The sequence below is a fragment of the Gardnerella sp. DNF00753 genome, assembly GCF_049244275.1.
Classification (GTDB): Bacteria; Actinomycetota; Actinomycetes; order Actinomycetales; family Bifidobacteriaceae; genus Bifidobacterium; species Bifidobacterium greenwoodii.
In genome coordinates this window covers 78,429-94,959 of record NZ_CP058393.1, presented here as the reverse complement: position 1 = coordinate 94,959, position 16,531 = coordinate 78,429, and the positions used below count along the sequence as shown (strand labels likewise).

The window sequence follows — 16,531 nt, the reverse complement described above, 5'->3', positions numbered from 1 at the left end:
CAATTGCGAGCAATTAATTTCGATATTTAAGCAAAATTACGTTTTTTCGCAATAATTTCCGCCAATTGAACAGCATTAAGCGCAGCGCCTTTCCTAAGATTATCGTTAGTAATAAAAAGCGCCAGCCCTCGCTTGCCGTCCACAGCTTGATCTTGGCGAATACGCCCAACATAGCTTGCAGATTTACCTGCAGCAAGCTGAGGAGTAGGAATATCATTCAATTCAACACCAGACGCCTTGCTTAAAACTTCGCGAGCCACATCCGGTGTTACGTCATTATCAAACTCAGCATTAACACTCATACCGTGGCCAGTAAAAACGCCTACTCGAACGCAAGTGCACGACGCGGCAAGATTTGGCAGATGCAAAATCTTACGACTTTCATTACGCAACTTTTGCTCTTCGTCAGTTTCTTCAGAACCGTCGTCAACAATTGCACCAATAAAAGGCACTGCATTGAATGCGATTGTGCGAACAACTTTGGTAGGTTCTGGAAAATCTATTGCACTACCATCAAAAACTAATTTATCCGCGCCTTGATTCAGCGCAGCTTGAGCCTCATTCATAAGCTGCAAAGCACCAGCTCTTCCAGCTCCAGAAACAGCCTGATAGGAAGATACTATTAACCGCTTTAATCCAAAAGCATCTGCAAGTGGCTTCAACACTGGCATACAAGCCATTGTTGTGCAATTTGGATTTGCTACTATTCCACAAGGTATTGTGTCTAAATCTTCGGGATTTACTTCTGCAACAACCAGAGGCACATCGTCATGCATACGCCATTGAGAAGAATTGTCTACTACTATTGCGCCAGCTTCAGCAAATTTTGGAGCCCAGATTTTTGAAGTTCCACCGCCTGCAGAAAAAATAGCTATATCAATTCCGCGCAAATCAGCTTTTTCTACATCTTCTACAACAATATCTTTCCCACGATATTGCAAAACTGTTCCCGCAGAGTGAGCAGAAGCCATAAAACGTAAATCTCGAACGGGAAAATCACGCTCATCAAGAACACGGCGCATTACCATACCAACTTGGCCAGTAGCACCTAAAACAGCTACGTTTACACCTGTTTCATTGATAATCGTCATCTTATTTCTCCCTTAATAGTGGTTATGCCAATAATTTCGATTTTTAACGTCCGCTGCCGCCGTAAACAACAGCTTCGATTTGGTTAGCATCCAATCCGTAAGCCGTGTGTAAGGCTCGAACAGCTTCATCAAGCTGATTAACAGGAACCAAAGCGGCAATACGAATTTCTGAAGTAGAAATCATAAGCGTATTAATACCGTGATCACTTAATGCAGTAAAGAAAGTAGCCGCTAAACCAGAGTGCATCTTCATACCAACACCAACCACTGCAACTTTCCCAACAGTAGGGTCAACATCCATAGAAGTAAACTTCAATTCATCACGCGCTTCTTCAAGAACTTTACAAATTGCTTTCATCGACGAGCTAGGAGCAGTAAGGGAAATATCCGCAGTACCCGTAGATGCGCTTGCTTGTGCAATCATATCTATATTTGCATTAGCTTTTGCAAGAGTAGTAAATACTTTTGCAGCCATTCCAGGAACGTCCGGAATACCGCGAACTGTAATCATAGACTCACTGCGATCGTGAGCAACACCTGAAATAACAGGCGTTTCAACACCTAAATCTGGGAACAAGTCGCCCATAGTAGAACGAATCTCCTGGTTTACCATTATTACCGCCCTTAATTTCTATTTGCTTAAATATTATCTATAAAAAATAATTATCTATAAAAATAAACTTGCTTAAATCAACTTAAATTAGGTAAAGTACGTGGATTAACATTTCGCGGCACAATAAGAGTTCCATTTCTGTGAGAGAAGGAACTCCTAACGTGAAGCGGCATACTAAAACGCTGAGCATACTCAACGCAACGCAAAGCGAGCACACGCGAACCACATGAAGACATTTCTAGTATCGAATCGTAATCAATAACTGGAATACGTTTAGCAGTTGGAACAATACGAGGATCTGCGGTGAAAACACCATCAACATCTGTATAAATTTCACAAACGTCAGCTCCTAAAGCAACTGCAAGAGCAACTGCTGAAGTATCCGAACCTCCGCGACCAAGAGTAGTGTCATCCCCCATTTCGCTAATGCCTTGGAATCCGGCAACAATCGCAACACTTCCCTTACTAAGTGCACGACGAACACGGTCTGGTTTTACTGCGCGAATATGAGCTGCACCAAATTTCATGTCGGTCATAAAACCTGCTTGAGAACCGGTAAAAGAGTATGCGTGAGATCCTTGAGCATGAATAGCCATAGCAAGCAAGCTCATAGAGATGCGTTCGCCTGCAGTCATAAGCATATCCATTTCGCGAGCAGGAGGATGCGCATTAACACTCATTGCCTGATCAATTAAATCGTCAGTAGTGTCCCCCATTGCAGAAACTACAACTGCTACATCATTGCCAGCTGCTTTTGTGGAAAGAATACGTTTAGCAACGCGCTGTATGGAATCAGTGTCAGCCACAGACGAGCCGCCGTATTTCTGTACGATAAGCGCCAATTTTTACCCCTTGCTCATGTATAAACAGATGAACGAACGGATATTCCAAATATTTGGTCTGGTATCAGAGTATCAACTGCGCCCTATTATTCGCAATTATTGATAATTTGTTCGTTAAATTTTACTCCTACACAGCTTGTCGCCCGCTGAAAGCGCGTCCGAGAGTAATTTCATCCGCATATTCCAAATCACCACCAACAGGCAAGCCACTTGCCAAACGCGTAATTTTAATACCTAGAGGATCTAACAGGCGAGCCAAATATGTAACTGTTGCTTCGCCTTCAATATTTGGGTCAAGCGCGAGAATAACCTCTTTAATTTGAGGATTTTTAAGACGCTCAAGTAATTGAGTAATTGATAAATCTCCAGGACCAACATTTGCCATTGGATTTATAGCTCCGCCAAGAACATGGTAAACGCCATCATATTCGTGAGTGCGCTCAATGCTCATAATGTCTTTAGGCTCTTCAACTACGCAAATTTTGCTATGGTCTCTGCGAGGATCTGCACAAACCGCACAAGGGCTTTGTTCGCAAACATTTCCGCAAATATCACAAAAGCGCACACTCGACTTCATATCGTTTATGGCATCTATTAAAGATTGCGCTTCTTGTTCAGACGCAGAAAGTATATAAAAAGCAATGCGTTGAGCGCCTTTAGGTCCGATTCCAGGAAGTTTTGAAAACTCGTCAATTAAACGACCAATTGCGCCATCGTACGACGATGCATTATGCACAGTTAACTACTCCTCTTGCTTTTTCTTAACGTTTGCAGAAATATTCTTTGGATTTTTTGGATCGGTTGCAGCAAATTCTTCAACCGTTTTAACCTCAAACATTGCCTTAAGATCATCCACGCCTACTGAAGATGCAGCTTCCAAGGAAATATCATCCATAGAACATTCATCTGCAGACGCTCCACTTGTAGGAACTACAGGCTCTTGCGTAATTTCTTTTGGACCAGCAGAACTTGGATCAACAGAACTTGAACCAGCAGCACCTGAATCAGAAATACTTGACTTAGAAGCACCTAAAACAGCTACATTTGAAACATGCGCATTAGCAACGTCAGTATTAGACTCGTCAACATTAGACTCGTCAACATTAGATTGTGCAGACTGCATTTTTACTTGCGGCTTGCTTTGCGTTTTAGTAGATACATCAGCCGAAGTAGAAGCGTTAGGAAGTGTCATAACATCCGCAATAGGCACAGATGACATATCCGCCCAAGCATCATCTTCAACGTCCGGCAAAGCAGCTTCTTGCCTTGCATCTTCCGCAGTATTCTCAAATACTACTGATGCTGCGGAGCCATCAGCGTTTAGAAAATCCGAGGAATCCTTTTCTGTTTTACTTTCAGTAAATCCACCGCTGTCAGAAGTTGTTTTACCAATAAATCCTGCAGTCATGCCAGTTTTGCGCAATAAAATATCGCGTTTTACTTGAGCAAGACGCTTAGGATCCATTCTTGCAACAGATTCCACCGCTTCTCCGTTAGACGCAACAGGAGCAGGAGCAATCATTACTTGATTACCAAAAACGTCTTTCACTACGCTCATTACCACTTTTGGTACTTTTTGACCATCGTAAGGAGATGTAGTGCATACTGCGAGCGCAAAAGCATGCTGACTCATAGGCTCATTAAAAGTAAGCACTAAACGCTGACGCCCAGATTGCTCAGAGTTTAATTGCACTTTAGGAACGTACTTACGCGTCACATATTCGCGCGCATCTTCTGGCAACTTAGAGACTACTTCATCCCACATTTCGTCTGCACTTAGAGAATCATTATTCTGCGTTTTTGTAACAGAATTAGAGGATTCTGCAGAAGATTCTGACGAAGATTGCAACGGAGATTCCAAAGAAGCTACCGGCGAAGGTCCAGCAGAAGATTCAGCGAAAGATCCAGCAGAAGATTCCGAAGGCTCTTCATGCTTAGTTTCTTTCACAGAAGACTTATCTTGCTGCTTTTGCGCAAAAGATTTATTTTGCGTATTTGTTGCACCTATAAAAGATTTACCCTGCACATTTGCAGTAATGTCACTATCTGCAAGCAAACGAGCAACAAGAATTTCCAGATTCATGCGAGGCGAAACAGCACCAGCCATTGAGCTTAGCGCTTCATTAATAGTTTGAGCCATACGCGCTAAATTAGGTAACGTCATTTGCGAAGATTGACGCTGCAAGGTTTCCAAATCTTCTGGAGCAATATCATTAAGCAGATCGGAAGCAGCTTTAGCTCCGGCAGAAACCATAAGAAGTAAATCTCGCACTCTGCCTAACAAATCTTCAACAAATTTTCGAGTATCGTAGCCGCCAACAACAACGCGACGAACAACGTCATATATTGCAGCACCATCATGCTCAATAAGCGCATCAATGGCTTCAGAAATTAATTCACTAGGCGTAAATCCAAGCAAAGCAACTGCAGAATCCAGAGAAATAGCACCATCAACTGCGCCGACCATAAGTTGATCAAGCACAGAAAGAGTGTCACGCATGGAACCCGCACCTGCTCTCATAGCAAGACGTAAAACACCAGGAGCAGGATTAATGCTTTCCTTCTTACATATATCTTCAAGATAAGGACCCATAACTTCTGGAGGAACTAGGCGGAATGGGTAGTGATGGGTGCGGGAACGAATAGTGCCAATTACTTTATCTGGTTCAGTGGTAGCAAAAATGAACATAACGTGCTCAGGAGGCTCTTCCACAATTTTCAACAATGCGTTGAAACCTTGTGGAGTTACCATATGAGCTTCATCGAGAATAAAGATTTTATAGCGGCCTCGAGCTGGAGCAAAACCCGCACGCTCTCGAAGCTCTCGAGCATCGTCAACACCGTTATGGCTTGCAGCATCTATTTCTACAACATCAATAGACCCAGGGCCACCAGTTGCCAAATCTTTACAGCTCTGACATTTACCACACGGGTGAGAAGTAGGACCTTCTTCGCAATTAATGCAACGTGCCAAAATGCGCGCAGAACTGGTCTTACCGCATCCGCGAGGACCAGAGAATAAATAAGCATGAGTGATTTTGCCTTGGTCTAATGCTCTAGACAAAGGTACGGTAACTTGATCCTGCCCAATAACACCATCAAATGTGTCCGGACGATATCTACGATACAGTGCAAGTGCCATGTTTTCTAACCTACCGCGACCTAAATGTTTCCCCGATATATCTTATTTCAGATTAGCAGCAGCCGCCACCCTCTTATAAACAAAAGAATATTAATTACTTTTATTTATCACAATCTTCCAATGCTGCTCGAGCCGAAGCTTCTACGCTTGGAGCTAAAGGAATATTCAAAGGAACTGTAACGCTTACAGTGACTTCATCTTTAGCCGACTTACAAGATTTCAATATTGCGTGACTTGACGTAACAGTTCTAGTAGAAAATTCACAAGGATTATTTTCCATGCGCTGTAAAGCGGAAGCCCCTGACAACGCAGCTGCAGTAGCAACTGCGTAAGCTTGATGCCTAGCACTAAGAACATGCCCCAAAATTGCAGCAACAGCAAGCATTGAGCAGACTGCGATTACCAGCATAATGCCTAGCGCTGTGCCAGAACCGCAATCTGCCTTACTGCTCTTCTTACGAGCGAAAGATACTAAACAATTAAAACAACAATGCGAACTCATTCCAAAACCTGACTTACGCGACTTTCCACCAAAGGAGGCAATATGTGAAGCGGATCTGGAATAAGAGGACATTTCACAACAATATTAGCCATATTCCCATTACGATTTATTTGCACAGATGCTCCTGAACCTGCAACTTTCTGCACGATACTTGCAGCAGCTTTATCGTCGTGATGAGTAACCATGTAGTAAGCAACCTGGGAAGCTGCATCATGACAATTCATATTGCATACTACTGCTCTACCAACTCCAAGAAGCACAACTACAAGCACTATTGCACACGGCAAAACAACTGCAAATTCAGCAGTTACAGCACCAAAATCACGCGTATTAATATTACGCAATAATTTTTTGCATAACACAAAACATTCATGCAAAATATTCTTCCGCATCATAAGCTCATTTCACTAAACATAAAGCATCAATAAATTAGCCAAAATCAATCAACCAATTTTCAACGCTTTTTTCACTAATTCTGTCAATGTTTTGCGTATTGCATCTGATTTCAAAATGGCAACTAATAATGCAGCAAAACCAGTCGCAGCAATAAGCACTACAGCATACTCGGCGGTTACAGCACCAGAATCTTGCTTTTGAAGATTGTTAATATACTGCTTACCTTTTTGATTAAGGCGCATTTCTACAACTGATAATTGGTCATTTACTTGAAGCATCGATACAGTGTATCTTGCAACAAGCTTTTGAATTATCCCAACCATTATTTGTACCTTTCCCTTCAATTTATCCGAAATTTTCGGATAAAAATATTTTTGCAGGTTGATTTGCAAAGTCCAAGAAAAAATCTTCATTGTGGATAAAAGCTAAAAAGCATTGAAATCTTTTGGAAACCGCTTAAGAAAATTCAAAAATAAGATTTTCTTAACAAAATTTAATCTACTATCGCATAAGAGAAGCAACCGTAGGAATAATACCAATACATATAAAAGCTGGCAAAAAGCACAATCCAACTGGTAGCAATAATCGCACAGACAGCTTGGAAGTTTCTTGCCTAGCAACATTTTCCATAGTGATTTCGTAATGCTTAGAAAGCGCAAGTAGTACCGGAACAGGCGAAGAACCATTACACCAGGATTCGCGCAAAGAAGTCATTAACCAAGTTGCTAAAACTGACGATGAATCTATTTTTTCAAGTTTTTTGTGACGGTTTTTGCTTTTTGAAACAGATTGAATATTTTTAAGAACATGCGGAGGAGACCACGCTTCATGCCAGCTATCCCCAGAAATCAAAGCTCTGGACACCTCACACATCCACAACCCATGCCCGCCAGGCAAAACAGCACCGACTACATTCAAAGCTCTAGGAATAGCAACGCCACTGCGCAAAGCAACAATAATCATATGCAATCCAAGCAGAGGATCAATATCTTTAGAATAAGCATTACGCCACTCATATTTAGTATCAGAATCGCCAATATTTAATCTTTTATAACCGAGTAACGTTTTAGAACCAAAAGAAATATTGCAAAATTGCCAAGCCATAATAACGAATACAGGCACAATCAGCAAAAGACGACTGTTATACTCCATTTTTACTTCCTAATAACCGAACTTGCCATAGTATGATTAGATATTCGCAACATTGACTTAACCCATGCCAAGCCAAGGCTGTAAGAAATCGCTCCAACAATCAACAAAACCCACCCATATACGGTAGTTAGCAAAATAAGAATCGGATGTCCGCCAAGCAATTCACCTGCTAATAGAGACAAACAAGGCAATGCGGTGAGTAATTTTATTGTGGCAGTTGGCATTGCAGATACGTCTGCTTGAAGATCTTCCGCTCTGCGGCGAGCATGGTACGATGCCGAAGCAGCTTCTACGCAAGTAGCCATTTCACAGCCTAAAGTATTGCTTAATTCATAAGCCGCCATAAGATTTTCACAAACAGATCGCATATGGTTTTCAATGCGACTACGCTGAGCTGCAGATAGATTTCGATTTTTAATAGAACATCTATTATTAAGCCATCTGTAAATCATTTTTGCACTTACTTCATTAGAACAAATACTATTCTTAGAATCAGCATCATTTTGCAATATCATTTCAAACGTTGAGCCGGATCTCAATGCAGCAATTAAACCGGCAAGAGCTTCTTCAATATCCATATTCCCCCAATCAAAAAATGAAAGTTACGAAGCTATTTGATTAAAATTACGTTGATTAAAATTACGTTGATTAAAACTATTTTTACTAAAATTACTCGCGCAAATATTACTAATATCTTCTGGAAGCCTCCAACACTTAGCAAACTTTTTCCACTCAGGTAAAACAAGCATGCGAATACTACCGTCGCTAAAACATCGTTCTAAACGCAAAACTGCTTTACCTTGTAAAGCCGAAGCGGCAGGCAAATATTGCAGAACGCCAATTTCGCGAAGCATGCGTCTGCCATCCGAAGCGCGCTCCACATGAATTACTACATCAAAAGCTCCCGCAGCCAAAGCGCATAATGCTGCAGGCTCTAATTTAGCGAGCAAGCCAAGAGCCATAAGTCGAGCAGGAACTTTTTCTACCTCATCCGCATGAATCGTAGTCATGCCGCCTTTATGGCCGGAAGTAAAAACGCGTAGCAAATCAGCAATTTCTTCCCCTCTGCACTCGCCTAAAACAATTCTGTCTGGGCGCATCCTCAAAGTTGCTTTTACTAATTGAGATAATCCAATTTCTCCAACCCCTTCCACATTGGCTTCGCGAACGCTTAGCGAAACATGATTTGCAGTCAGCTCACCTAATTCACGAGTTTCTTCCACAGAAATAATTCGATCACGCGCATCCGCCATAGCAAGAAGAGCTTTCATAAGCGTAGTTTTACCAGAACCAGTGCTGCCTGTAATCAATATGTTTGCCTTTAATTTCACAAGGAATCCAAGAATATACGCAATTTCTTTAGGAAACATTCCTTGGCCACTTAATGCTAATAGATCATACTTTTTTAAAGTTGGGAATCGCACCGACAAAGCTGCACCTTGTGCCACAACTGGTGCCAAAACCGCGTGAATACGAATACCAGAGTTAGTTGAAGCATCTGCAATAGGGCAAGCATCATCAAGCCTCTTGCCAAGCTGAGCACATAACCACACTGCATACTCTCTTAATAATTTGGGGCTATGCATTGGCACTCTAGGCTTACACTCTCTTAAACCCTGACCACAATCTACCCACACGCGTCCATCTTCGCTCACAACCATATCTGTAACTCGTGAATCATTTGCAAATTCCTGCAAAATTCCGAAATCAATATCGCGAGAATTATTTACGACCATACTTTCCCCTTGAATATGAAAAATGACTAAATTTAGAGTGACGACGTTTGCTTGAACTTTCTTTTTTGCTAAAGATTGCCTCTGCAAAAAGCCAGTTTCCTAGTTTTTTCATAGCAGATTTCATGCAAGAAGGGACTTCGCGAATACCGTATCCTCCTATAATGTCTGCATGAAGGTTTGAATCATACGGCAAAAACCCTAATATCTGCGTTGAAAGATATTCAGAAGCTTCGTCAACACTTAAAACATATGATTTTTGTTTTAGACCTCTAGGGCACATCCCTATTGCGGCAAAGTCATCGCTGCTAATATCAACATTGCAAGTTGACTTAAGAACATGCGAATATGCGCGAAAACGAGCTAAATCAAGAACAGATAATTCAACAGAAGCAAGCGTTGCAGAAGCAGAAAGTTGGGGAATACTTTTGTAAATTTCAACTGAGGATTTTCCAGATCCAATATCTACAATAACCACGTCGCAAGCTTCAGCCAAAGCGCGAATTACAGCCTCAACAACCCACGGCTCTGGACGCTCGCTTCGCCAAGGAGAAAATGCTAAAACATCAACATCATCCCAATGAATAAGCTCATTTTTTAGCACATATCCATCGCAACGACCAAGAGGTGCTTCTACTTCTTGCAGACGCCTACCTTCATCGGATTCTAACCCCAACAAAACATCCAAACCGCCATGCGTTAAATCAGCATCTACAATCGCAACACTGTAGCCTTGCTTGCTTATATAACGAGCCATAATAGACAATAACGTGCTCAAACCAATTCCATCAGTTGCCGCAGTTCCAACCAATATATTCGAAGGCAGTGCCTCAAGAAATTCACTTTCAAGCGGCGCTTCTTCTGAATATTCACACAAAGACTGATTTAGATTTTGTAATGAAATATTGCGATTTTTGGGAGCGATAGTAGTTATTACAGTGTGATCGTCTACAAGAGTAGATAAATTAACACAATCGCTACGAATTGCGCTTGGATTAGAATAGCTCGACGCTTGAGGCGGGTAAACGTAACGATTAACGTCTTTCGACGCACTAAATCTAGCTAAATTACTAGTACCGCTTAAATCAGTTTGCCTAGCGCTAACCAACTTGTTATTTAAATCAATATTTGTACTCATGCGCCTATTGAAACGCATACGCAAGTTGGTTTGCAATAAAATTAAATCAATGTGGTTAAAACATTAATCATTCGGCAATTAGCGCATTATTAAGAACAAGATCTCCATGAGATTGCATATACCGTTCAAGAAGTTCACCATAGACCGGCTTAGTTTTTAGAATATCCGAAACAAGCAACGCAATAAATGCGCAAGCTGCCACTGGAAGTGTATGGATCATAGTTCCAGACATTTCAACTGTTAGCAAAATCGAAGTAAGTGGAGCTTTTACAGAAGCAGATAGCGTTCCAGCCATCACACAAACTGCAAACACGGATACGAATTTTGCGTCAATACCGAATGCTGAAACGCTAGTAATACTGCGAGCTGCAACTCCGCCTGCGAGCGCACCAACAGCAAGTATTGGCATAAAAATGCCTCCAGGAGCACCACAACCAAAACTTGTTGACGTAAAAAGCATTTTTGCAACAAAAAGCAAACAGAGCATTGCAATACTTATTTTTCCATATTCCGAAAGACGCACTAAGTTAGATCCGCCTCCGAGAACTTCGGGAAGGAATAAGCCAACTGGTATTGCAATTAAGCAGGCTACTACAACCGGCATCCACTGAGGCAAATATCCATACAATGTTTGCAACCCAAGAAGAGAACGATTCATTAAAGAGCCCACAAATCCGGCAAAAATACCAAGTGGAATAAGCCAAATATGCAATCCCATTGGTAAATCTGGAATTTGGCCGAAATCAAGTACTGGGCGTAAACCGAAGCAGGTTTGTGAAACAAAATCAGCAAAAAGAGAAGCAACAGCAGCGCCCATTAAAACTGTAGACGACATTCCATGCTGTACTTCTTCTAAAGCAAACATAACTCCAGAAAGAGGAGCAGAAAATGCTGCAGAAAGACCAGCAGCAGCACCAGCAGTTACAATATAATGCTCCTCAATGTCGTCTCTCTTTCCTTTACGGAAGATTCGAGATAACATTTGAGCGCCGCACGCGCCGATTTGAATTGACGGACCTTCACGCCCAAGCGACAATCCAAATAAAGAACCTAGCAAACCGCCAACAAAACGCACCGGCAAAATAGTGTGCCATCGCATATTCAAACCGCGGCGAACGTAGCCAACAACTTGTGGAATACCACTTCCGGAAGCCATGCTTTCCTTAACGCTCATCCAACCAATAATCAGGCCTGCAATTATGGCAAAAATTAAGCATGGCACAATCCACCATGTGTTATGCAAAATTTGCAAGTACATCCAACGCGCAAAATCAGTACCATACTCAATGCCAAATCTGTAGAAAGCTACGAGAGAACCGGAAACTACGCCAACTAAAACGCCCACTAATATTACTTTCCAGCGAAGCTGGCAAAAAGTTTCTAATATTTGCTTTGACTGCTTACTTAAAAAGCTCACCACATTCTTAAAGCTCACAACTACTCGATTCTGCGCGCAAAACTTAACTTTTAAATACTAAAAATTTGGAATAACAAAATTTGCAAAGCAACATAACCAATAGAAGCAGACAAAAATGGCGCAATAAGCTCCGCACAAAGTAGAAAAATGCCATCTTTTATGCGCTTTCCTTGAATAAGATCCACACCTTCAAAAATTGCGGTAGAAAACGTGGAAAATCCACCCAAGAATCCCAAAATCATCAAATAAATAAAATTAGCGCCAAAAATTGTTACCGCAACCATAAAAACATTAGCAACAACTCCTAAAGCAAACGAGGCTACACAATTGATAAACAGCGTTGCAACAGGAATTCTACTATCATGGCTTGCAGAAATTTTTTTAGTCATTGCGCATCTTAAAACAGCACCCAAACCGCCAAAGAAGCACGGCAAAACAAATATAGTAAAAACGTACAATGGATTCATCACTTCACCGCCTTAGTATTATCTTCTTGAACAGTTTGCTCTTGCTTGCTATTAATGCGCTTTGCAATTCCCGTTCCAATCCGACTACCAACAAACGCCATAAAAACGCCAAATATTAAGGAAAGAACCATACCAAAAATAGCAAAAGTCATGCGCGGAGAAATAAACGACATAGCACCTTCAAATGCGAAAGTAGACATAGTTGACAATCCGCCGCAAAAGCCCGTTCCTAAAGCATATTTGTAAAAAGTTTGCTTTTCTTTAGATAACGCTTTAACAGATATTGCAGTAATAAGAGCGAAAATAAAGCACGCAATCATATTAGACAAGAAAGTGCCTAAAGTAAGCTGACCAAATATAGAAGATTGTAGATTTACCGGGTAAATTAAAGGCGCGTAGGAAGAAATTACTCCACGTACAAACGCTCCGCACGTGCCACCAATAAAAACTAAAAGATATAAGCGGCGGCTATTTTTACAATTTTTCTCGCTTATTTTACTCATTCTCACTCTTTTACAAAACTATTTCCATAAACCAAAACGACACTCTCAATTGAGAAGTGCCGTTTTGTTAAGTTAATCATCAACCAATAGACAATTCAGTTAGTCAGAGAGTGAACACTAATAATGTGATCTCGCTGCGGACCAGTGCCAATGGCAGAAATACGGCAATTAGAAAGCTCTTCCAAACGCTTCACGTAATTCTGAGTATTCTGAGGCAAGTCTTCAAACTTGTGAATTTGAGAAATATCCTCACTCCAACCAGGAACCATCTCATAAACTGGCTTTGCACAAGCAAATAGAGACTGGTCCACAGGCATTTCTTCCACGCGCTTGCAAGTTCCATCTGCCAAAGTCACGTCGTAAGCTACGCAAACTGGAATTTCCTTCAAGCCTGTTAAAACATCAAGCTTAGTAAGAACAATATCTGTTAAACCATTTACGCGAGTTGCATAACGGCTTACTACAGAATCAAACCAACCGCAGCGACGAGGACGGCCTGTTGTAACACCATATTCATGGCCCTGCTCACGAAGCCAATCACCCTGCTCGTCCAAAAGCTCAGTTGGGAATGGGCCTTCACCAACACGAGTGATATAAGCCTTAGCAACACCAATTACGCGAGTAATGCGAGTTGGACCAACGCCCGTACCTGTGCAAGCACCGCCAGCAGTAGGATTCGAAGAAGTAACGAATGGGTAGGTGCCGTGATCAACGTCAAGCATTGTGGCTTGTCCGCCTTCAAACAGAACGGTTTTGCCTTCATCCATTGCCTTATTCAAAACTAGCGAAGTGTCAGCAACATAAGGCTTCAAACGCTTACCAAGCTCAACAAGCTGGGCAGTTACAGCGTCAATATCAATAGGATGCTGATTATAAAGCTTCACAAGCATCTGATTCTTTTGATGCAAGCTCGCCTCAACCTTGTCACGCAAATGCTCAGCATTAAATAAATCATGCACTCGAATACCAACGCGATTAATTTTATCCGCATAAGTAGGTCCAATACCGCGACCGGTTGTACCAATCTTGTGCTTTCCAAGAAAACGCTCCGTAACCTTATCTATTACGCGATGATACGGCGTAATAATGTGCGCAGCTTCGCTTACCAGCAAACGAGAGCAATCAACTCCACGAGATTCCAAAGCATCAATCTCTTCAAGCAAAACTTCCGGGTCAACAACAACGCCGTTGCCAATTACAGGTGTTACATTAGGGCTAATAATGCCGCTTGGAAGCAAATGCAGCGCGTAAGATTTATCTCCAACTACAACGGTATGACCAGCATTGTTGCCACCATTAAAACGTGCGACAATATCAACTTTAGATCCAATTAAATCTGTTGCTTTACCTTTACCTTCGTCACCCCATTGAGCGCCAATAAGCACAATACCAGGCATGCCGCACCTCCATTTTTTGGGCTAACGTTGCCCAAATTTGCACAATCCTACCTGACAAGATTATCGCTACGCCCCTACCGATTAAGAGGGAAGAAAAATCTTTTAAGCATGAAAGCTAACTATTTCAATGCTTTACCAGCAGAACCAAGCTGCACACAAGCTTCTACCACGCGTTGAGCCATGGCTTTTTCGGCTTCACGGCCCCAAGAACGAGGATCGTAAAGTTTCTTTTCTCCAACTTCGCCATCTATTTTAAGAACAGAATCGTAATTGCTAAACATGTGCCCTGCAATAGCGCGAGTAAAAGCATATTGCGTATCCGTATCAATATTCATTTTAACTACGCCGTAGCGCACAGCTTCTGCAATTTCTTGAGCAGTAGAACCAGAGCCTCCGTGAAATACCAGCAGGAAAGGCTTTTTAGACGCGCCAAATGTACGAGTATCGCAAATATCTTTATATTCTTCATACACAGTTTGCTGGATTTCTTGCAACAATTGCGGGCGTAACTTTACAACGCCAGGCTTATACGCTCCGTGAACATTGCCAAAAGTAAACGCTGCCATATATCTGCCGCGCTCTCCCAAACCAAGCTTTTTTACAACACGTAATGCATCTTCAGGCGTAGAATATAGGCGCTCGTCAATATCTGCACGATGCCCATCTTCTTCTCCACCAACCGCACCAATCTCAATTTCAAGAATTGTACGAGCCTTTTGTGAAGCGTCAAGTAGCTCTTCTGCAACGTCTAAATTATGTTGCAAATTAACAGTTGAGCCATCCCACATATGCGATTGGAAAAGAGGTTCCGCGCCCCTTTTTACCTGCTCTGCTTCTTTAGCTAACAGTGGGCGAATCCAGTCGTCAAGGTAAGCCTCTGCACAGTGATCAGTATGAAGAGCAATAGTAATATTTGGGTACTGAGATGCAACTTCATGCGCAAAAGCAGCAAACGCAAGAGATCCAACAACACGATTATTTACGCACTGCCCAGAAAAATAAGCCGAACCGCCAACAGAAACCTGAATAATGCCATCAGACTCAGCCTCTGCAAATCCCTGTAGAGCTGCATTAAGCGTTTGAGTACTTGTAACATTAATAGCAGGATACGCGTAGCCACCTCGACTTGCAGCATCAAGCATATGCGCGTAACGTTCAACGGTTGCAATAGTCATACTTGTATTATCCGCCTTTATAATTCACAAAGCTACACAAATCCACAAAAGTGTTACAAAAGCTGTTTTACTAACTTACTAACTAAAACGCTTTAAGTTACGACTGCATCTTTTGATGACGCTTTTTAGCTTCTGTAACTACAAATTCGTGATACTGTAATGCGATTGATTCGTCTAAACCAGCAGCAGCAGAAAGATTTAGCAGACGCTGAATCTGCTCCTGTTCACGCTTAGAATCCAAAGGGGCAAATTTAGCTTTAGCTTTAAGCTCACCAATGCGATTAGTAGTCTTAAAACGTTCCGCTAGAAGCGCAATAATCGCGCCGTCAATATTATCAATCGTTTTGCGCAGCGTTAAAATCTTATCCGCAGCATCTTCACAACTTTTATTTAATGAAGTATTGCTCGAATTAATTGTTGTTTCAGAAAAATCACACATAATATGATTTATCCAAAACTTTAATCAAAATAAGTCTGCAAAACCATTGTGGTTTCCGTACTTACCGGCACAATGCGATGAATAGTATTGATTAACTCTTCCAACTTACTTGGCGTTGCAACACGAACTACCAGCATAAAACTTGGGCTTCCGGTAATGGAATAGCACGCTTCAATACCAGGAATATCGCGCAACTTTGTAGGAATTGTTGCTTCCTTACCAAAATCAAGCGGAGTAACTGACACGAATGCACTAACAGGCAAGCCGCGACGCTCGTAATCAATAAGCGCACGATAACCAGTAATAACACCCTTGCGCTCAAGCTTTTGAACACGCGACTGTACGGCAGAAACAGATAAGCCTGAAGCCTTTGCTAAACGCGTTAACGTGGCACGACCATCATGCTCAAGAATATCTACAATAACTCCATCGGTTGAATCCATTGGCAAAGCGCCTTCAACTTTACGGGAACTTCCTGTCATATTTTCTCCATTCTCTAATCGACGCTGAACGAGAATTATAGT

Annotated in this window: 19 protein-coding genes; all 19 read right to left on the bottom strand. The window is 41.8% G+C overall.

Features of this window, described 5'->3' with window-relative positions; genetic code table 11:
- Positions 1 to 26 precede the first annotated feature (26 nt).
- Positions 27 to 1,091, bottom strand: coding sequence for an aspartate-semialdehyde dehydrogenase (locus HXT33_RS00410; protein ID WP_421787096.1), 1,065 nt, complete (start codon positions 1,089 to 1,091; stop codon positions 27 to 29).
- 43 nt (positions 1,092 to 1,134) lie between these two features.
- Complete coding sequence (locus tag HXT33_RS00405) at positions 1,135 to 1,704, bottom strand: ACT domain-containing protein (protein WP_004136461.1); 570 nt, start codon at positions 1,702 to 1,704, stop codon at positions 1,135 to 1,137.
- A 77-nt stretch (positions 1,705 to 1,781) separates the two neighbouring features.
- The gene (locus HXT33_RS00400) at positions 1,782 to 2,546 is read right to left on the bottom strand and encodes an aspartate kinase (RefSeq protein WP_004136463.1); all 765 of its coding nucleotides are present in this window, start codon (positions 2,544 to 2,546) and stop codon (positions 1,782 to 1,784) included.
- Between the two features lie 127 nt (positions 2,547 to 2,673).
- Positions 2,674 to 3,282: a recombination mediator RecR gene (gene recR, locus HXT33_RS00395; protein ID WP_004126278.1), complete on the bottom strand. Its 609-nt coding sequence runs from the start codon at positions 3,280 to 3,282 to the stop codon at positions 2,674 to 2,676.
- 6 nt (positions 3,283 to 3,288) lie between these two features.
- On the bottom strand, positions 3,289 to 5,688 hold the full coding sequence (gene dnaX, locus HXT33_RS00390) for a DNA polymerase III subunit gamma/tau (RefSeq protein WP_421787094.1): 2,400 nt from the start codon (positions 5,686 to 5,688) through the stop codon (positions 3,289 to 3,291).
- A gap of 100 nt (positions 5,689 to 5,788) precedes the next feature.
- Positions 5,789 to 6,190 carry an Rv3654c family TadE-like protein gene (locus HXT33_RS00385; protein ID WP_116794568.1) on the bottom strand — a complete coding sequence of 134 codons (402 nt, stop codon included), beginning with the start codon at positions 6,188 to 6,190 and terminating at the stop codon, positions 5,789 to 5,791.
- Positions 6,187 to 6,582 (bottom strand): TadE family type IV pilus minor pilin, encoded by a 396-nt coding sequence (locus HXT33_RS00380; protein WP_308582723.1) that lies wholly within the window; start codon positions 6,580 to 6,582, stop codon positions 6,187 to 6,189. Before HXT33_RS00380 ends, HXT33_RS00385 begins: the two co-directional genes overlap by 4 nt.
- A 51-nt stretch (positions 6,583 to 6,633) precedes the next feature.
- A complete protein-coding gene (locus tag HXT33_RS00375; RefSeq protein ID WP_004126283.1) occupies positions 6,634 to 6,909 on the bottom strand; it encodes a DUF4244 domain-containing protein in 276 nt (91 codons plus the stop codon).
- Positions 6,910 to 7,087: 178 nt separating this feature from the next.
- Entirely contained in the window at positions 7,088 to 7,738 is a 651-nt protein-coding gene (locus HXT33_RS00370; RefSeq protein ID WP_421787092.1) for a type II secretion system F family protein, read from the bottom strand.
- 2 nt (positions 7,739 to 7,740) lie between these two features.
- On the bottom strand, positions 7,741 to 8,316 hold the full coding sequence (locus tag HXT33_RS00365) for a type II secretion system F family protein (protein WP_415699179.1): 576 nt from the start codon (positions 8,314 to 8,316) through the stop codon (positions 7,741 to 7,743).
- Positions 8,317 to 8,340: 24 nt separating this feature from the next.
- On the bottom strand, positions 8,341 to 9,474 hold the full coding sequence (locus HXT33_RS00360; protein ID WP_421787089.1) for a CpaF family protein: 1,134 nt from the start codon (positions 9,472 to 9,474) through the stop codon (positions 8,341 to 8,343).
- Positions 9,461 to 10,609 carry an ATPase gene (locus tag HXT33_RS00355; protein WP_421787087.1) on the bottom strand — a complete coding sequence of 383 codons (1,149 nt, stop codon included), beginning with the start codon at positions 10,607 to 10,609 and terminating at the stop codon, positions 9,461 to 9,463. Before HXT33_RS00355 ends, HXT33_RS00360 begins: the two co-directional genes overlap by 14 nt.
- Positions 10,610 to 10,676: 67 nt before the next feature.
- Positions 10,677 to 12,044, bottom strand: coding sequence for a ClC family H(+)/Cl(-) exchange transporter (locus tag HXT33_RS00350; RefSeq protein ID WP_421787085.1), 1,368 nt, complete (start codon positions 12,042 to 12,044; stop codon positions 10,677 to 10,679).
- Between the two features lie 32 nt (positions 12,045 to 12,076).
- Positions 12,077 to 12,493 carry a fluoride efflux transporter FluC gene (locus tag HXT33_RS00345; RefSeq protein ID WP_421787627.1) on the bottom strand — a complete coding sequence of 139 codons (417 nt, stop codon included), beginning with the start codon at positions 12,491 to 12,493 and terminating at the stop codon, positions 12,077 to 12,079.
- Positions 12,493 to 12,996 (bottom strand): fluoride efflux transporter FluC, encoded by a 504-nt coding sequence (locus HXT33_RS00340; protein ID WP_421787083.1) that lies wholly within the window; start codon positions 12,994 to 12,996, stop codon positions 12,493 to 12,495. The genes HXT33_RS00345 and HXT33_RS00340 overlap by 1 nt, the downstream gene beginning before the upstream one ends.
- Before the next feature lie 95 nt (positions 12,997 to 13,091).
- A complete protein-coding gene (locus tag HXT33_RS00335; RefSeq protein ID WP_102695065.1) occupies positions 13,092 to 14,393 on the bottom strand; it encodes an adenylosuccinate synthase in 1,302 nt (433 codons plus the stop codon).
- A 119-nt stretch (positions 14,394 to 14,512) separates the two neighbouring features.
- Positions 14,513 to 15,568, bottom strand: a complete 1,056-nt coding sequence (gene fbaA / locus HXT33_RS00330) for a class II fructose-bisphosphate aldolase (protein WP_421787080.1) — start codon at positions 15,566 to 15,568, stop codon at positions 14,513 to 14,515.
- Positions 15,569 to 15,665: 97 nt separating this feature from the next.
- Complete coding sequence (locus HXT33_RS00325; RefSeq protein WP_004134022.1) at positions 15,666 to 16,007, bottom strand: chorismate mutase; 342 nt, start codon at positions 16,005 to 16,007, stop codon at positions 15,666 to 15,668.
- A 20-nt stretch (positions 16,008 to 16,027) separates the two neighbouring features.
- Entirely contained in the window at positions 16,028 to 16,489 is a 462-nt protein-coding gene (locus tag HXT33_RS00320) for an Lrp/AsnC family transcriptional regulator (protein WP_415699183.1), read from the bottom strand.
- Positions 16,490 to 16,531 lie beyond the last annotated feature (42 nt).